The organism is Streptomyces sp. NPDC047974 (assembly GCF_040653375.1).
Classification (GTDB): Bacteria; Actinomycetota; Actinomycetes; order Streptomycetales; family Streptomycetaceae; genus Streptomyces.
In genome coordinates, this window is sequence record NZ_JBEZNU010000002.1 from 105,059 (window position 1) to 120,544 (window position 15,486).

15 protein-coding genes and 2 pseudogenes are annotated in these 15,486 nt (G+C 70.7%); 3 read left to right on the plus strand and 14 right to left on the minus strand.

The features are described 5' to 3' along the window. Positions 1–143: 143 nt before the first annotated feature. Together AB0E19_RS03620 and panD are read right to left on the minus strand one after the other, a co-directional pair. Positions 144–503 (minus strand): GNAT family N-acetyltransferase, encoded by a 360-nt coding sequence (locus tag AB0E19_RS03620; RefSeq protein WP_362172631.1) that lies wholly within the window; start codon positions 501–503, stop codon positions 144–146. An 18-nt stretch (positions 504–521) separates the two neighbouring features. Beyond that, the gene (gene panD / locus AB0E19_RS03625) at positions 522–947 is read right to left on the minus strand and encodes an aspartate 1-decarboxylase (protein ID WP_362172634.1); all 426 of its coding nucleotides are present in this window, start codon (positions 945–947) and stop codon (positions 522–524) included. A 220-nt stretch (positions 948–1,167) separates the two neighbouring features. On the opposite strand from panD, the pseudogene AB0E19_RS03630 reads away from it, so the two are divergent. Both AB0E19_RS03630 and AB0E19_RS03635 read left to right on the plus strand, forming a co-directional pair. Further along, a pseudogene (locus AB0E19_RS03630) lies at positions 1,168–1,353 on the plus strand (MerR family DNA-binding protein); the annotation flags it as partial. Positions 1,354–1,900: 547 nt separating this feature from the next. Further along, positions 1,901–2,872: a bile acid:sodium symporter gene (locus AB0E19_RS03635; RefSeq protein ID WP_362172637.1), complete on the plus strand. Its 972-nt coding sequence runs from the start codon at positions 1,901–1,903 to the stop codon at positions 2,870–2,872. A 111-nt stretch (positions 2,873–2,983) separates the two neighbouring features. Here the strand turns inward: AB0E19_RS03635 and AB0E19_RS03640 are convergent. The 8 genes and pseudogenes from AB0E19_RS03640 to AB0E19_RS03675 all read right to left on the minus strand — a co-directional run. Then, a pseudogene (locus AB0E19_RS03640) lies at positions 2,984–3,652 on the minus strand (histidine kinase); the annotation flags it as partial. A gap of 66 nt (positions 3,653–3,718) precedes the next feature. Further along, positions 3,719–4,420 carry a response regulator gene (locus AB0E19_RS03645; RefSeq protein WP_362172640.1) on the minus strand — a complete coding sequence of 234 codons (702 nt, stop codon included), beginning with the start codon at positions 4,418–4,420 and terminating at the stop codon, positions 3,719–3,721. A gap of 103 nt (positions 4,421–4,523) precedes the next feature. Further along, entirely contained in the window at positions 4,524–5,198 is a 675-nt protein-coding gene (locus tag AB0E19_RS03650) for a potassium-transporting ATPase subunit C (RefSeq protein WP_362172643.1), read from the minus strand. Positions 5,199–5,203: 5 nt separating this feature from the next. Then, positions 5,204–7,315 (minus strand): potassium-transporting ATPase subunit KdpB, encoded by a 2,112-nt coding sequence (gene kdpB / locus AB0E19_RS03655; protein ID WP_362172646.1) that lies wholly within the window; start codon positions 7,313–7,315, stop codon positions 5,204–5,206. Continuing rightward, positions 7,312–8,976 (minus strand): potassium-transporting ATPase subunit KdpA, encoded by a 1,665-nt coding sequence (gene kdpA, locus AB0E19_RS03660; protein WP_362172649.1) that lies wholly within the window; start codon positions 8,974–8,976, stop codon positions 7,312–7,314. The genes kdpB and kdpA overlap by 4 nt, the downstream gene beginning before the upstream one ends. Before the next feature lie 8 nt (positions 8,977–8,984). Beyond that, positions 8,985–9,074: a K(+)-transporting ATPase subunit F gene (kdpF, locus tag AB0E19_RS03665; RefSeq protein WP_033204243.1), complete on the minus strand. Its 90-nt coding sequence runs from the start codon at positions 9,072–9,074 to the stop codon at positions 8,985–8,987. Beyond that, positions 9,071–9,205 (minus strand): hypothetical protein, encoded by a 135-nt coding sequence (locus AB0E19_RS03670; RefSeq protein WP_362172653.1) that lies wholly within the window; start codon positions 9,203–9,205, stop codon positions 9,071–9,073. The genes kdpF and AB0E19_RS03670 overlap by 4 nt, the downstream gene beginning before the upstream one ends. A 185-nt stretch (positions 9,206–9,390) precedes the next feature. After that, the gene (locus AB0E19_RS03675; RefSeq protein WP_362172656.1) at positions 9,391–10,317 is read right to left on the minus strand and encodes a DUF4118 domain-containing protein; all 927 of its coding nucleotides are present in this window, start codon (positions 10,315–10,317) and stop codon (positions 9,391–9,393) included. Between AB0E19_RS03675 and AB0E19_RS03680 the strand changes: the two genes are divergently transcribed. Then, positions 10,198–12,153, plus strand: coding sequence for an amino acid transporter (locus AB0E19_RS03680; RefSeq protein WP_362172659.1), 1,956 nt, complete (start codon positions 10,198–10,200; stop codon positions 12,151–12,153). The two genes, AB0E19_RS03675 and AB0E19_RS03680, sit on opposite strands and share 120 nt — an antisense overlap. 210 nt (positions 12,154–12,363) lie before the next feature. Here the strand turns inward: AB0E19_RS03680 and AB0E19_RS03685 are convergent, their stop codons facing one another. The 4 genes from AB0E19_RS03685 to AB0E19_RS03700 all read right to left on the minus strand — a co-directional run bounded on the left by AB0E19_RS03685 (position 12,364) and on the right by AB0E19_RS03700 (position 15,451). Next, on the minus strand, positions 12,364–13,074 hold the full coding sequence (locus AB0E19_RS03685) for a methyltransferase domain-containing protein (protein WP_362172662.1): 711 nt from the start codon (positions 13,072–13,074) through the stop codon (positions 12,364–12,366). A gap of 456 nt (positions 13,075–13,530) precedes the next feature. Further along, on the minus strand, positions 13,531–14,340 hold the full coding sequence (gene modA / locus AB0E19_RS03690; RefSeq protein ID WP_362172665.1) for a molybdate ABC transporter substrate-binding protein: 810 nt from the start codon (positions 14,338–14,340) through the stop codon (positions 13,531–13,533). A 96-nt stretch (positions 14,341–14,436) separates the two neighbouring features. Beyond that, positions 14,437–14,826: a helix-turn-helix transcriptional regulator gene (locus AB0E19_RS03695; protein ID WP_362172668.1), complete on the minus strand. Its 390-nt coding sequence runs from the start codon at positions 14,824–14,826 to the stop codon at positions 14,437–14,439. A 109-nt stretch (positions 14,827–14,935) separates the two neighbouring features. Beyond that, on the minus strand, positions 14,936–15,451 hold the full coding sequence (locus AB0E19_RS03700) for a molybdopterin-dependent oxidoreductase (protein ID WP_362172671.1): 516 nt from the start codon (positions 15,449–15,451) through the stop codon (positions 14,936–14,938). Positions 15,452–15,486 lie beyond the last annotated feature (35 nt).

Genomic DNA, 15,486 nt, shown 5'->3' on the forward strand with positions numbered 1-15,486 from the left:
CACCGGCGGAGGCCCGGGCTGCGGCGGCGGGATCGGCGAGGGCGGCAGCGGGTCGGGATACGGATGGGTCATGACGGACCTCCCGGTCGACGGCCCCCCGCGGTCTCCCCCTCTCTACCAGGGTGACACCGCGGGGAGCCGCTTCACCACAGACCGGGCGTGGCGGCCAGCTGCCGCTCGGCGGCACGGGTCACCCCGGCGGAGACCGGCGGGGCCTCCTCGGGGTGCCTCCGGGCCCACGTGGCGGCGTAGGGGCAGAGCGGCACGACGGGGACGCCCTCGCGGGCGGCCATGGCGTAGAGCTCGCGGACGAGCGCGCCGGCGATCCCCCGCCCCTCGTGGTCGGCCTCGACGACCGTGTGGACGGCGACGAGGGCGTGCGGCTCCTCGTCGAGGGCGAAGTAGACGATCACCCCGGCGAAGACGCCGTCGGCGTACGCCTCCAGGCGGCCCCGCTCCCGGACGTCACGGATCTCCGGTTCCACCTGCTGCCGCTCGGCCACGCGCCGCGCTCCCTCGGGTCAGACGGACGCCGGCACCGCGTGCGGCGGACGCACCGTGTCGCTGCCGGGCACGGGCGCCGAGGCGTCGGCACCCAGCTCCACGATGCGGTTCGCACCGTCGACGTGCACGACGCGCGGCACGAACGCCCGGGCCTCGGCGTCGTCCATCTGGGCGTAGCTGATGAGGATCACCAGGTCCCCGGGGTGGACCAGATGGGCGGCCGCGCCGTTGATCCCGATGACACCGGACCCCCGCTCGCCCTCGATGACGTAGGTCTCGAGCCGGGCACCGTTGGTGATGTCCACGATGTGCACGAGCTCGCCGGGCAGCAGATCGGCGGCGTCGAGCAGATCGGCGTCCACGGTGACGGAACCCACGTAGTGCAGGTCGGCCTGGGTGACGGTGGCGCGGTGGATCTTGGACTTGAACAGAGTACGCAGCACTTCGGACTCCTCTGAGACGGCTCCCTGCCTGCTTTGTGCAGGTCAAGGGCGGCCTCGACCCTACACCGACACCCTCGCCCGATCATTGTGAGGAACATCGCTCCGGTCGGGCGAGACGGCTTCCCACCTGGGCTTTCGCGCCGCCACCCGCCGCCTGTGCAGGCGGCCTCGGAAATGCGAGCGGACCGCGTCCGGGTACCGCGTGTACGGCGAGGAGGCGGTGGACCGGCTGGCGTTCATCTCGTCCGCGAGGCTGCCGGGGCCGGCTCTGGAGGAGATCCGCGAGCTGCTCGACGTACGTGAGGAGGGCGTCTGCGCCTCCGTGCGGGCACGGATGCTGCCGCTGGTCGCGGACCGGATCCGGGACACGGACGGCCGGGTCGCCGAACTGCGGGCCTTCGCCGATCGTCTGGCCGCGGTCCGCACGGCCCTGTCCGGACCCGCCCCGGAGGGGGCGTGCGGCCCGGACTGCGGCTGTACGGCGAAGAACGCGGCAGGCCGTGCGGCACCAGCGGGCCCGGTACCGGTGGCGCTCTCCCCGACGCGGAGCGCACGGGCGGCGGGACCGGAGGCCTGGCGGGATGCCGCGATCGCCTGCACCCTGGACGGCGTCGCGCTGGGGGAGCGCATCGGGCAGTGGCGTGAGCTCGTCGGCCGGGACGACGGGCGGGAGACGGTCGACGAGGGCCTGCGGCTGTCCTTCCCGCCGCGCCCGGAGCTCGCCGGGCGGGATGACCACCGCCGCGTCCCCTCGCCCTTCGAAGCCGTGAGGCCTGTTCGGTGCCGGAGCGGCGGCGGTCGCCGCGTGCGCGGGGTGCTGCGCCGATCCGCTCCTGGCCGTGCTCACGCAGGCGCCTGTGAGGATGGAGCCGGGACGCCGCCGGGGCGGCCCCGGACGACGAGAAGTGCGGAGCGACGTGGAGCAGCACGGGACCAGGGGCCTGGTCGAGCGGATGGAAGACCACCAGGTCGCGATCTATCTCGGGGCGATGGCCGCCGGCGGGCTGCTGGGGTGGCTCGCCCCGGCCGCCGGGCCCGGCCTGGAGCACGCCATCAACCCGGTCCTGGGTGCCCTCCTGTTCGTGACGTTCCTCCAGGTCCCGGCCGCGGAGCTGTTCCGTTCGCTCCGTGACGGCCGCTTCCTGGCCGCGGCGCTGGTGGTCGACTTCGTCGTCGTCCCTCTGGTGGTCGCGGCCATGTTCGCGTTCCTGCCGGCCGATCAGGCCGTCCGCCTGGGTGTGCTCCTGGTGCTGCTCTGCCCGTGCGTGGACTACGTGATCGTCTTCTCGGGCCTGGCAGGCGGCTCCAGCCGGCGACTGCTCGCCGCCACCCCGCTCCTGCTGGTGGCGCAGATGCTGCTGCTCCCGGGCTTCCTCTACCTCTTCCTCGGTTCCGGCCTCGCCGACGTCGTGGAGGCCGGCCCGTTCCTGGAGGCCTTCCTCGTCCTGATCGTCGTCCCGCTCGGCCTCGCCTGGGCACTCCAGGCGTGGACGGCCCGACGCCCGGCAGGCGAGAAGGTCTCGGCGGCGGCGACCTCGACGATGGTCCCGCTGATGGCCGCGACCCTCCTCACGGTCGTCGCCTCGCAGACCCCGAAACTCGGGGACAGCGTCACCGACGTCGTCGCCGTCGTCCCCTTCTACGCGGGGTTCCTCGTGATCATGGCCTTCGCCGGGAAGGGGGTCGCCCGCCTCTTCCGCCTCGGGACCGGCGCGGGCCGGGCGGTCGTCTTCACGGGCGCCACCCGCAACTCGCTCGTCGTCCTGCCGCTGGCCCTCGCTCTGCCCGACGCCCTCGCCGTCGCGGCCGTGGTGGTGGTCACGCAGACGCTCGTCGAGGTCCTCGGAATGGTCGCGTACGTACGACTGGTACCCCGCCTTCTTCCGGCCGGACAGCCCTCCACGGCGGAGCCCGCCGAGCGCTGATCCGCGCGGGTCGGCAGCAGGCGCACGCGCACCCCGTGCGGCAGCCACGGCGGAAGGCCGACGATCACGGCGCTCAGGACTCCCTCCGTCGGCGCCTCGGTGCGCAAGGGCCCGGTGCTCGGTCCGGTACTCCTGGAGGTACTCGTCGACCCGGTCCGCGGTCCAGAGGAGGGCCAGCTCGCGCAGGGCGGTGAGGTTGCCGGGGCGGAAGTAGTTGGAGAGGGCCGCGTCGACCTTGTCCGGCTTGTAGATGTTGCCGTGGGCCATGCGGCGGCGCAGCGCCTGGGGCGACATGTCGACCAGTTCGATCTGGTCGGCCCGGCGGACGACCTCGTCGGGGACGGTCTCCCGCTGCCGGATGCCCGTGATGGACTCGACGACGTCACCGAGCGACTCCAGGTGCTGGATGTTCACGGTCGAGACGACGTCGATGCCGGCGGCGAGCAGCTCCTCCACGTCCTGCCAGCGCTTGGAGTTGCGGGAGCCGGGGATGTTGCTGTGGGCCAGTTCGTCGACGAGCACGACGGCGGGCTTCCGGGCCAGCACCGCGTCGACGTCCATCTCGGTGAACACGGTGCCCCGGTACTCGATCTCCGCGCGCGGCACGGTCTCCAGCCCGTGCAGCATCACCTCCGTACGCGGGCGGTGGTGGTGCTCGACGAAGGCGACGACGCAGTCGGTGCCGCGCTCCACCCGCCGGTGGGCCTCCGAGAGCATCGAGTACGTCTTGCCGACGCCCGGTGCCGCGCCGAGGTAGATACGAAGCTTTCCGCGTCCCATTGATGTCGTTTCTCGTCGTTGTCGGGCAGGGCGTGGCCGGCAGAGCCGGTGGGTGCGCGGGCGGGGTCACGCCTCGAAGCGGTACCCCATGCCGGGCTCGGTGATCAGATAGCGGGGGTGCGACGGGTCCGCCTCCAGTTTGCGCCGCAGCTGCGCCATGTAGACCCTCAGGTAGTTGGTCTTGGTGTGATGACTCGGTCCCCACACCTCCTTGAGGAGACGCTGCTGGCTGACGAGGACGCCGGGGTTGCAGACGAGGATCTCCAGAAGGTGCCACTCGGTCGGGGTCAGCCGGACGTGACGGTCACCGCGCCGGACCTTCTTCCCCGCGAGATCGACCGTGAAATCGTCGGTCCTGACCACGGCGGCGGCCGCTCCGGTACTCGGCCGCGCGTGCGCGGGCGACTCCTCGGTCCGGCGGGTGGCCGCCCTCAGCCGCGCGAGGAGTTCGTCCATGCTGAACGGCTTGGTCATGTAGTCGTCGGCGCCCGCGTCGAGCGCGCGGATCTTGTCCTCGGAGCCGCTGCGGGCGGACAGCACGAGCACGGGAGCCCGGTTCCAGCCGCGCACCGCCCGGATGACGTCGACGCCGTCCATGTCCGGCAGCCCGAGATCCAGGAGGATCACGTCCGGTTGCACGGTGGCCGCGAGGCGGAGCGCGGAGACGCCGTCGTGGGCCGCGTCCACGTCGTACGTGCGCGCTTTGAGATTGATCATCAAAGCACGCGCGAGCTGCGCGTCGTCCTCGACGACCAGGACCCGGGTCATCGGCCTCCTGCCTTTCGTCTTGAGCATGGCGTCGGATGTGCGTCGGGAGCCGGCGGCCGGGGCTTCCCGGACTGCCGGCTCCCGGGTGCCGGGCGTAAGGCCATCAGCCCTTGGCCGCCACGATGTCCTTCAGCGCGATGTTGAGCCGGAGGACATGGACGCGGGGTTCGCCGATGAAGCCGAGGATGCGGTCGTCGGTGTGGTCGGCGACCAGCTTGTCGACCTGCTCGACGGTCAGGTGGTTCTTCTCCGCGACGCGGTGGACCTGGAGCTTCGCGTACTCCGGGGAGATGTGCGGGTCGAGGCCGGAGCCGGAGGAGGTGACGGCGTCGGCGGGCACGTCGGAGGGCTTCACCGGGTGTCCGGCGGTGGAGTTGTCCTTGACGACGGCCGCCTTGGCGTCCGTGACCCACGTGATCAGGTCCTCGTTGTCGCCCGACCGGTTGGTCGCGCCGGAGAGGATGATCGAGTACCGGGTGTTCACGGAGTTGGCGCCGAGGCCGTTGGACGGGCGCGGCTGGAACCAGCGCAGGTCCGGGGCCGCGGTCTCCTCTCCCTCCTTCAGGGGGACGTTGTAGGTCTGGCCGATGAGTTCGGAGCCGACGACCTTCCCGCTCGCGTCCTCGATCTCGGAGCCGTTCGCCTTGCCGGGGAAGGCGAGTTGGGCGATCCCGGTGACGGCGAGCGGGTAGAGGACGCCGCAGACGAGGGTGAGGACGAGGAGGGCGCGCAGGCCCGCCCAGAGCACGCGTCCGGTGTTTCCTACGGAGTTGTTCATCGTGGTCAGCCGATTCCGGGGACGAGGGTGAGGAGCATGTCGATGAGCTTGATGCCGATGAACGGGGCGATCAGGCCGCCGAGGCCGTAGACCGCGAGGTTGCGGCGGAGCATCGAGTCGGCGCTGGAGGGGCGGTAGCGGACGCCCTTGAGGGCCAGCGGGACCAGGGCCACGATGATCAGCGCGTTGAAGATGACGGCGGAGAGGATCGCGGACTCGGGCGAGGCCAGGCCCATGATGTTGAGCTTGTCGAGCGACGGGTAGGCGACGGCGAACATCGCGGGGATGATCGCGAAGTACTTCGCCACGTCGTTGGCGATCGAGAAGGTCGTCAACGCACCCCGGGTGATGAGGAGTTGCTTGCCGATCTCGACGATCTCGATGAGCTTGGTCGGGTTGGAGTCGAGGTCGACCATGTTGCCGGCCTCCTTCGCGGCCGACGTGCCCGTGTTCATCGCCACGCCCACGTCCGCCTGCGCCAGCGCGGGCGCGTCGTTCGTGCCGTCACCCGTCATCGCGACCAGCTTGCCGCCGGCCTGCTCGCGCTTGATGAGGGCCATCTTGTCCTCGGGGGTGGCCTCGGCGAGGAAGTCGTCGACGCCCGCCTCCTCGGCGATCGCCTTCGCGGTCAGCGGGTTGTCGCCCGTGATCATGACGGTCTTGATGCCCATGCGGCGCAGCTCGTCGAACCGCTCCCGCATGCCCTCCTTGACGACGTCCTTCAGGTGGATCACGCCGAGGACACGCGCGCCCTTGTCGTCCTTGACCGCCACGAGGAGCGGAGTGCCGCCGGCCTGGGAGATGGCGTCGGTGAGGTCCTGGGCGTCCCGCGCCACCTCGCCACCGTTCTCCTTCACCCACGCCACGACCGAACCGGTCGCGCCCTTGCGTGTCTGCTTGCCGTCGACGTCGACGCCGGACATGCGGGTCTGGGCGGTGAACTCGATCCAGGTGGCGTGTGCGAGCTCGCCCTGGTGGCGCTCGCGCAGCCCGTACTTCTCCTTGGCGAGGACCACGACCGAGCGGCCCTCGGGGGTCTCGTCGGCGAGCGAGGACAGCTGGGCGGCGTCCGCGAGCTCGGCCTCGGTCGTGCCCCGGACGGGCACGAACTCGGCCGCCTGCCGGTTGCCCAGCGTGATCGTGCCCGTCTTGTCGAGCAGCAGCGTCGACACGTCGCCGGCGGCCTCGACCGCCCGGCCGGACATCGCCAGGACGTTGCGCTGCACCAGCCGGTCCATGCCCGCGATGCCGATCGCGGAGAGCAGCGCGCCGATGGTGGTCGGGATCAGGCACACGAGGAGGGCCGCGAGGACGATGAGCGAGGTCTGGTCGTCGGCCCCGGCGTAGATCGCGAACGGCTTCAGCGTGACGACCGCGAGCAGGAAGACGATGGTGAGGGACGCCAGCAGGATGTTGAGGGCGATCTCGTTCGGGGTCTTCTGCCGGGCGGCGCCCTCGACCAGGTTGATCATGCGGTCGATGAAGGTCTCGCCGGGCTTCGTCGTGATCTTGACGACGATCCGGTCGGAGAGGACCTTGGTGCCGCCGGTGACCGCGCAGCGGTCGCCGCCCGATTCGCGGATGACGGGGGCCGACTCGCCCGTGATGGCGGACTCGTCGACGCTGGCGACGCCCTCGACGACATCGCCGTCGCCGGGGATGACGTCGCCGGCCTCGCACACCACCAGGTCGCCGATCCCGAGTTCGGTGCCGGGGACCTTCTCCTCGCTCCCGCCGTCCTGGGTGAGGCGGCGGGCGACGGTGTCGGTCTTGGCCTTGCGCAGGGTGTCGGCCTGCGCCTTGCCGCGCCCCTCGGCGACCGCCTCGGCGAGATTGGCGAAGATCGTGGTCAGCCACAGCCAGGCGGTGATCGCCCAGCCGAACCAGTCGCCCGGGTTCTCGAACGCCAGCACCGTGGTGACCACCGAGCCGACGAGGACCACGAACATGACCGGCGACTTGATCATCACGCGCGGGTCGAGCTTCTTGATCGCGTCGGGGAAGGACGCGACCAGCTGCTTGGGGTCGAACAGTCCGCCGCCGACGCGTCCGGTCTCGGCCGGCCGGCCGCCGGGCGCCCCGGACTGCGGGGGCCGGGTGGGAGTGATGGTGCTCATGCTGCGAGCCCTTCGGCGAGCGGTCCCAGCGCGAGCGCCGGGAAGTAGGTGAGACCCGTGATGATCATGATCGTGCCGACCAGCAGGCCCGTGAACAGCGGCTTCTCGGTCCGCAGCGTGCCCGCCGTCTCGGGGACGGGCGTCTGTTCGGCGAGCGAGCCGGCGAGCGCCAGGACGAACACCATCGGCAGGAACCGGCCGAGCAGCATCGCGATGCCGATCGTCGAGTTGAACCACTGGGTGTCGGCGTTCAGACCCGCGAAGGCCGAGCCGTTGTTGTTGGCGCCGGAGGTGAAGGCGTACAGAATCTCGGAGAAGCCGTGCGCGCCGGAGTTCGTCATCGAGTTCGCCGGGGTGTCCAGCACGAACGAGGCGGCGGTGAAGCCGAGGACGAGCGCCGGGGTGACGAGGATGTAGCAGGCCGCGAACGTGATCTCGCGGGTGCCGATCTTCTTGCCCAGGTACTCCGGCGTCCGGCCGACCATGAGACCGGCGATGAACACGGCGATGATCGCCATGATCAGCATGCCGTAGAGGCCGGAGCCGACGCCGCCGGGCGCGATCTCGCCGAGCTGCATGCCCAGCAGGTTGATGCCGCCGCCGAAGCCGGTGTTCGAGGAGTGGAAGGAGTTGACCGCGCCGGTCGAGGTCAGCGTGGTGGCGACCGAGAAGATCGCGGAGGCGCTGATGCCGAACCGGGTCTCCTTGCCCTCCAGGGCGCCGCCGGCGATCTCGAACGCCGGGCCGTGGCCCGCGAACTCGGTCCAGAGCATCAGCGCGGTGAAGCCGACCCAGATGGTGGCCATCGTGCCGAGGATCGCGTATCCCTGCCTCAACGAGCCGACCATCCGGCCGAACGTCCGCGTCAGCGCGAACGGGATGACGAGGATCAGGAAGACCTCGAAGAGGTTGGAGAGCCCGTTGGGGTTCTCGAAGGGGTGCGCGGAGTTGGCGTTGAAGTAACCGCCGCCGTTCGTGCCCAGCTCCTTGATGACCTCCTGCGAGGCCACCGCGCCGCCGTTCCACTGCTGCGTGCCGCCGGTGAACTGGCCCACCTCGTGGATCCCGGAGAAGTTCTGGATCGCACCGCACGCCACGAGCACCAGGGCGCCCACGACGGAGATCGGCAGCAGGATCCGTACGACACCGCGGACCAGGTCGGCCCAGAAGTTGCCCAGCTCCCCCGTACGGGACCGGGCGAAGCCGCGGACGAGCGCGACCGCGACCGCCATGCCGACCGCGGCCGACACGAAGTTCTGCACCGCCAGGCCGCCGGTCTGCACGACGTGGCCCATGGCCTGCTCGCCGTAGTACGACTGCCAGTTGGTGTTCGCCACGAACGAGGCGGCGGTGTTGAACGCCTGGTCCGGGTCGATGGAGACGAAGCCGAGCGAGCCCGGCAGCGCCCCCTGGAGGCGCTGCAGCAGGTAGAGGAAGAGGACGCTCACCGCGGAGAACGCGAGGACCCCGCGCAGATACGCCGGCCAGCGCATCTCCGCCGACGGGTTCGCGCCGATCGCCTTGTAGATCCACTTCTCCGGCTTCAGGTGCTTCTCCGAGGAGTACACCTTCGCCATGTGGTCACCCAGCGGCCGGTACGACAGACCCAGAGCGACGATCAACGCCAGAAGCTGGAGGACTCCGGCAAGAACAGGACTCATATCCGTACTCAGAACCTCTCCGGCTTGACGAGGGCGAGGACGAGATAACCCAGCAGGGCGGCGGCCACCAGCAGACCCACGATGTTCTCGGCACTCACAGCTTGGCCACCCCCTTGGCGATGAAGGCCACCAGCGCGAAGACCGCGATCGTGGTGACGACGAAGGCCACGTCGGCCATCGTGAACTCCCGGAGAAGAAGGAAGAGCGGATTCTCTGACGAGATGAGCAAACAGCCCTTTCAGCCACCTGCCGTCGCCGTTGACGCCGCTCTAACGCCCTTGACGCCCCTCTTGACGCGTCCCCTACGCCGGCGCGTCGAGTCCGCCTCCCGGGCCTTGCGGGAGGGCGTCGGGCCGCCCCCGGCCGTCCGGCGTCAGGGCTCCGTACAGGTCGTCGACGAAGCAGGGGTACTGCTCATCGGAGGGCGCGCCGGCGTCGGGAAGACGACGGTGGGGCGGAAGGTGTCCGCGTGTCCGCGCGCCGCGGTGCGATCCGGTCCCGCAGGGCACCGGTGGTCACCGACCGGACGAAGCCGTCCCGTCGGCTGATCGGCCGGTCGACGAGACGACCTCCGCCCCTTCCGGGGTTGCGCGTACGAGCGCGGTGGGCACCGCCAGGTCGACGGCGACGAGCCGGGCCTCCAGCGGCGGCGGTACGGCTCCGGGCGCGGGCGTCAACAGGAACCGGCCCCGGACCCTGCACGTCCACGAGGTCGTGTCGGACCCGGTCGATCAGTTCCTGTGGCGTGTGGCCGCCCGATGCCGGCATGCGCATCGCACGGTGCAGGCGTTCCAGGAGCTCCGCGTCCGTGCCCGCGGCCGACCGCGTCACGCGGGCCCGGGCGGCGAGCTGGGACACGGCCAGGCCGACGAGGAGCAGCAGGACCGCCGTCTCGACGTCGGCCCGGTCCCGGATGTCGAAGCTCTGGTACGGCTCCGTGTGGAAGAAGTCGAACCAGGCCACCGCCGACGACGCGGCGAGCGCACCGGCCCAGCGGTTCCCCAGCGCCGCGACAGCGACGACCACCACGGTGACCCCCCACACACCCGGTACGCCTCCAGGCTGCGTCCCGTGTGAGGAAGCCGACGCCCTACCGACCGATCTTGACGCTTCCCTGACGCGCTCGCCGGGTGTGCCTCCGCAGCTGCTGCTTACGCTGACTCGGCCGCGTGGACCAGTGGCCGAGAACCGATCATCGAGCAGACCCTCAGGAGCACCCCCATGGCCACCACGGACGAGACGCGCACGAGCAGGCTGCGCGCGTGGATGCTGGAGGGCCTGTCCGACATGGGCAAGGGCAAACCCTCCCGCCCGAAGGAGACCGCTCCGGACGCCGGGCACCGGGGACAGCCCTGGTACCGGGTGATGTGCCTGACCGGCGTCGACTACTTCTCCACCCTCGGCTACCAGCCCGGCATCGCCGCCCTCGCGGCCGGCCTCCTCTCCCCCGTCGCGACGATCGTGCTCGTGGTCGTGACGCTGGCGGGCGCGCTGCCGGTCTACCGGCGGGTGGCCGAGGAGTCCCCGCACGGCGAGGGCTCGATCGCGATGCTGTCGCGGCTCCTGTCCTTCTGGAAGGGCAAGCTCTTCGTCCTGACGCTGCTGGGCTTCGCCGCCACCGACTTCCTCATCACCATCACGCTGTCGGCGGCCGACGCCTCCACCCACCTGGTGGAGAACCCCCACCTGGAATCGGCCCTGCACGACAAGCAGGTGATCATCACGATGGTGCTGATCGCCCTGCTCGGCGCGGTCTTCCTCAAGGGCTTCCTGGAGGCGATCGGCGTCGCCGTCGCCCTCGTCGGCGTCTACCTCGCCCTCAACGCCGTCGTCGTCGTGACCGGTCTGTGGCAGGTGATCACCGAGGGCCACGTGGTCACCGACTGGACCGCCGCCCTCACCCAGGAACACGGCAACGTCTTCGTCATGATCGGCGTCGCCCTGATCGTCTTCCCCAAGCTCGCGCTCGGCCTCTCCGGCTTCGAGACCGGCGTCGCCGTCATGCCGCACGTCAAGGGCGACGAGGGCGACACCGAGGCGAAGCCCGCCGGGCGGATCCGCGACACGAAGAAGCTCCTCACCACCGCCGCGCTGATCATGAGCGTCTTCCTGATCTGCACCAGCTTCATCACCACCGTGCTGATCCCGCACGAGGAGTTCGAGTCCGGCGGCAAGGCCAACGGCCGCGCCCTGGCCTACCTCGCCCACGAGTACCTCGGCAACACCTTCGGCACCGTCTACGACGTCTCCACCATCCTCATCCTCTGGTTCGCCGGCGCCTCCGCCATGGCGGGCCTGCTCAACCTGATGCCCCGCTACCTCCCCAAGTACGGCATGGCCCCGCACTGGGCGCGGGCCGTCCGCCCCATGGTCATCGTCTTCACCCTGGTCGCGTTCCTGGTGACGTGGATCTTCGACGCCGACGTCGACGCCCAGGGCGGCGCGTACGCCACCGGCGTCCTCGTCCTCATCTGCTCGGCCGCCATCGCCGTGACCATCGCCGCGCGCAAGGCGGGGCAGAAGGGCTGGACGATCGGCTTCGGGATCATCTCCGTCGTCTTCCTCTACACCACGGTCGTCAACGTCATCGAGCGCCCGGACGGCGTGAAGATCGGCGCCTGCTTCATCGCCGGCATCATCCTCATCTCCCTCCTCTCCCGCCTCGGCCGCGCCTTCGAGCTCCGCGTCACCCACGTCGAGCTCGACGGCATGGCGGAGCGCTTCATCCGCGACATCTCCCACCGCACCCCCCGCTTCATCGCCAACGAGCCGGACGCACGGGACGTCGCCGAGTACCGCGACAAGATCGACCAGATCCGGGCGGACAACGACCTGCCGACGACGGAGGACTTCGTCTTCGTCGAGGTCACCGTCACCGACCCCTCCGAGTTCGAGGCCGGGCTCACCGTCCGCGGCGAGGTCCTCCACGACCGCTACCGCGTCCTCACCGTCGAGTCCTCCTCCGTCCCCAACGCGCTGGCCGCGCTCCTCCTGCACTCCCGGGACCTCACCGGCACCCGCCCCCACATCTACTTCGAGTGGACCGAGGGCAACCCCTTCGCCAACTTCTTCCGCTTCTTCCTCCTCGGCCGCGGCGAGGTCGCCCCCACCACCCGCGAAGTGCTGCGCGAAGCGGAACCCGACCGGGACCGCCGCCCCCGCGTCCACGTCGGCTAGCGAGGCGGCCGCCCGGCCGAGAAAGCCGCGCCGGCCCTCCTGGCGCGTTCCGGGCACCGCGCGCCCCGCCCCCGACGCCTCCTCGACGGACCCGACCGGGTGGGCGTCAGGGACACGTGAAGACTTCCCGGGCCGGCGGCCGATCCGCGGGAGGTGGAACTGGTCCACCGTCCCTGGCCCGCCCGCTACACGGCCTGCCGCCGGGGGCCGCTAGGTCGCGTGGATGACGACGAGCGAACCCTCGTAGGCCGGTTGGTTGCGCAAGTGTCCGAAGCGTTCGTCCCATGCTCCCGAGGCGAGGTCGTCGCGGAGGGTGCGGTCGAAGTGCTCGCGGGTGTCGTCGTCGACGAAGCTCCAGGCGGAGCACGACTGCCTGACGGCAGGGTCGAGGAGCATTTCGGGGCGGCCGTAGTAAGCCTCGTTGAAGCCGTCGGTGCAGTCGAGTGGGATCGGCACGGCTTCGATGGAGACCGTGCCGCCCAGTGCTGCCGCGATCTCGTCGACGGGCGGGTAGCGGCGGGCCTCCGTGTCGAGGACGGCGGGCGCGTACGCGTACAGCCAGAAGTCGCGTACGAGGGTGGGGTCGCAGGTGAGGATGACGACGGGGCCGCGTGTCACGCGGCGCATCTCGCGCAGACCGGCCGTGACGTCGCTCCAGTGGTGGACGCCGAACAGGGTCATCGCGGCGTCGAAGGAGCCGTCGGCGAAGGGAAGGTGCTCGGCGACGGCGGTCGCCGTTCCGCCGATGCTCTCGTACGAGCCCGCGCCGGCACCGACGTTGAGGACGGTCCGGCCGTCTCCCAGGGCCCTGGCGATGAAGCGGGCGATGCGACCGTCCGGGCGGCGGTAAGCGGAGTAGCCGGAGCCGATGGTGCCGTAGTCGACGTCGGCGGCGCTGCCGCCGTGGGTACGTGTCGTCATCTGTCTGGCCTCGCCTCGTGAGCAGGAGCAGCGGAGGCGGAGGGTGGGTGGGCCGGCCCCGGAACGGGGCATGCGGGTACGTCCGCCGCGCCCCCGCGCCTCCATCCTGCATCTGCGAGGAGAAGCGCACAACATCCTCATGAATACCTGGATCAATAGCCGTGTGGATGCGTATCCGTGGTTTGGAGGTGTGGACAGGTGGGTCGTGCGGCACGTGTCATGCCGACAGCCTGGCCCGGGCCGGAGGCCGAGGCGGCATGGCGTGGAGGCGAAGCGCTCTTCCAGGGCAAGGGGCGGGCGCGCACCCGAGGTTCGTACGCCCGCTCGTCTCGCCGAAGATCCCGAAGAGGTGAGGACGGGGAGCGGAGGGGCTGTCCGATCCCCCGATGCGGACAGCCCCTCACGATCCGGATGGTCCCGGACGGCTACGGCTTCGCAGGCCGCCGTCCCGGACGGTCACGGCTTCTGGAAGCCGGCGTCCTGGAGGATCTTCTGCCCCTCGGGCGAGGACAGCCAGGCGACGAACGCGGCGGCGGCCTCGGCGTTCTTCGAGTCCTTGATCGTGGCGGCCGGGTACTGCGCGATCGCGTTCCGGTCGTCGGGGATCTCGACGGCGTCGACCTTGTCGGCGGCGCTCGCGGCGTCGGTCTTGTAGACCAGGCCCGCGTCGGCCTCGCCGAGCTCGACCTTGCTGAGCACGGCGCGGACGTTGGGCTCCTGGGAGACCGGCTTCACCGCGACGCCCTGCTTGTCGAGGATCTGCCGGCTGTACTTGCCTGCCGGCACCTCGGGCGCGGCGAGGACGACCTTCAGCTTGGGGTCGGCGAGGTCCTTCAGCTCGTCGACCTTGAACGGGTTGCCCTCGCCGGTGGCGATGACCAGCCGGTTCTTCGCGATGATCGCGGGGGTGCCGGTGTCGGCCTTCACCTTGTCCATGCTCTTGGTGTCGGCGGTGACCAGGACGTCGGCGGGCGAGCCCTGCGAGACCTGGGCGACGAGCTCCTGCGAACCGGCGAAGGAGAAGGTGATCTTCGTACCCGGGTGGGACTTCTCGTACGCGGCGCCGGCCGTCTTGAAGACGTCGGTGAGGGAGGCGGCGGCGAGGACCGTCAGGTTCGCCTGCGGCGCGCCGCTCGCGGAGCCGGAGGGGGTGGAGCCGGTGGTGCCCTTCTCGGTGTCGTCGCCCGACGAGCAGGCGGCGAGCGGGACGAGCAGGGCAGCGGTCAGCACGGCGGCGGCACGACGTCTGGTGAAGCCGAGGGACATGAGGTCGGAACTCCTTGCAGAGGGACTGAGGGTGAGGGGGGAACAGGCCGGCCGGGCCGACGACCGGGGTAGGTGGTGCGTTCTGCGTGAGGGGTGTCAGGTGCGGTCGATGTGCACGCTGGTCGACTTCACGCGGGCGGTGGCCTGCATGCCGACTTCCAGTCCCGGCTCCTCCACGGCCTCCCGGGTGAGGAGGGAGACCAGGCGGTGCGGACCGGCCTGGATGGTGACCCGGGCCGCGATGTCGCCGAGCTTGATCCCGGTGACGATGCCCGGGAACGAGTTCCGCGCCGAGGTGTACGAGGCGTCGTCGCCATCTCCCTGCACGAGCTCCACGGAGAACGCCGCGAGCGACTTCCCGTCGATGACGCGCCGGCCGCTCTCGTCGCGGTGGGTGGCGACCCGTCCCGCGTCCGCCCAGCGCCGCGCCGTGTCCGGGCTGACGCCCAGCAGACGGGCTGCCCGTCCGATGGTGTAGGACTGCATATGCGACACCGTAGGCCGCAGTCGCTCTTATTTACAACAAAGTCATGCGACTCTCCATGGCGGATGAGAGATTGCTCGTAGGAATCCACGAGAACGCCGTCCGGTGGTCTCACGCCTCGGACGGAACGGTCCCGGTGAGCTGGTGCGCACCGATCCAGATCCCGGTCACGGCGCTGACGTACCGGGCGCCGCAGCGGTCGGACGGGACGACGAGCTGGGTGCCGGCCTCGTCGAGGTCCCGGTCGTCCATGCGGGTCGCCAGCAGGACCGGCGCGTTCCCGAAATCGGCGTCGATCTCCGCCCACGACAGGACCGCGTGGTGTCCGTCGCCGCCGCTCACGGCGAGCAGGAAGCGGGAGCGCTCCTTGCGGCGCGCGGGGTCGAAGCGGGGGCGCACCGCGGCCACGACCTCGCGCAGGAGGGGGCCCCCGAAGGTGTGGTGCTGCGGTCCGGCCGTGGCGCAGTCGAAGACGACCTCGGCCCGGTGCTGCTCCCAGCCCTGGCGCAGGTCGGCGACGGTGAGCGTGGCGGGGTGGGCCACATCCCCCCACACCGTGAAGGATCCTCCGGCAGTCGTGGCGGCGGATTCGGGCAGTACGTGGGGTGCGGTGTCCTGGCGGCTCATCGGGGGTCCCCTCGCGGCGGTCGGGTGCGCTTGCT

What these genes read in the sequence shown, in the direction of transcription:
- AB0E19_RS03635 (WP_362172637.1), top strand. Translation starts at nt 1,901, where the DNA reads ATGGAAGACCACCAGGTCGCGATCTATCTCGGGGCGATGGCCGCCGGC.
- AB0E19_RS03645 (WP_362172640.1), bottom strand. Translation starts at nt 4,420, where the DNA reads ATGACCCGGGTCCTGGTCGTCGAGGACGACGCGCAGCTCGCGCGTGCT.
- AB0E19_RS03650 (WP_362172643.1), bottom strand. Translation starts at nt 5,198, where the DNA reads ATGAACAACTCCGTAGGAAACACCGGACGCGTGCTCTGGGCGGGCCTG.
- kdpB (WP_362172646.1), bottom strand. Translation starts at nt 7,315, where the DNA reads ATGAGCACCATCACTCCCACCCGGCCCCCGCAGTCCGGGGCGCCCGGC.
- kdpA (WP_362172649.1), bottom strand. Translation starts at nt 8,976, where the DNA reads ATGAGTCCTGTTCTTGCCGGAGTCCTCCAGCTTCTGGCGTTGATCGTC.
- AB0E19_RS03680 (WP_362172659.1), top strand. Translation starts at nt 10,198, where the DNA reads ATGGCCACCACGGACGAGACGCGCACGAGCAGGCTGCGCGCGTGGATG.
- AB0E19_RS03685 (WP_362172662.1), bottom strand. Translation starts at nt 13,074, where the DNA reads ATGACGACACGTACCCACGGCGGCAGCGCCGCCGACGTCGACTACGGC.
- modA (WP_362172665.1), bottom strand. Translation starts at nt 14,340, where the DNA reads ATGTCCCTCGGCTTCACCAGACGTCGTGCCGCCGCCGTGCTGACCGCT.
- AB0E19_RS03695 (WP_362172668.1), bottom strand. Translation starts at nt 14,826, where the DNA reads ATGCAGTCCTACACCATCGGACGGGCAGCCCGTCTGCTGGGCGTCAGC.
- AB0E19_RS03700 (WP_362172671.1), bottom strand. Translation starts at nt 15,451, where the DNA reads ATGAGCCGCCAGGACACCGCACCCCACGTACTGCCCGAATCCGCCGCC.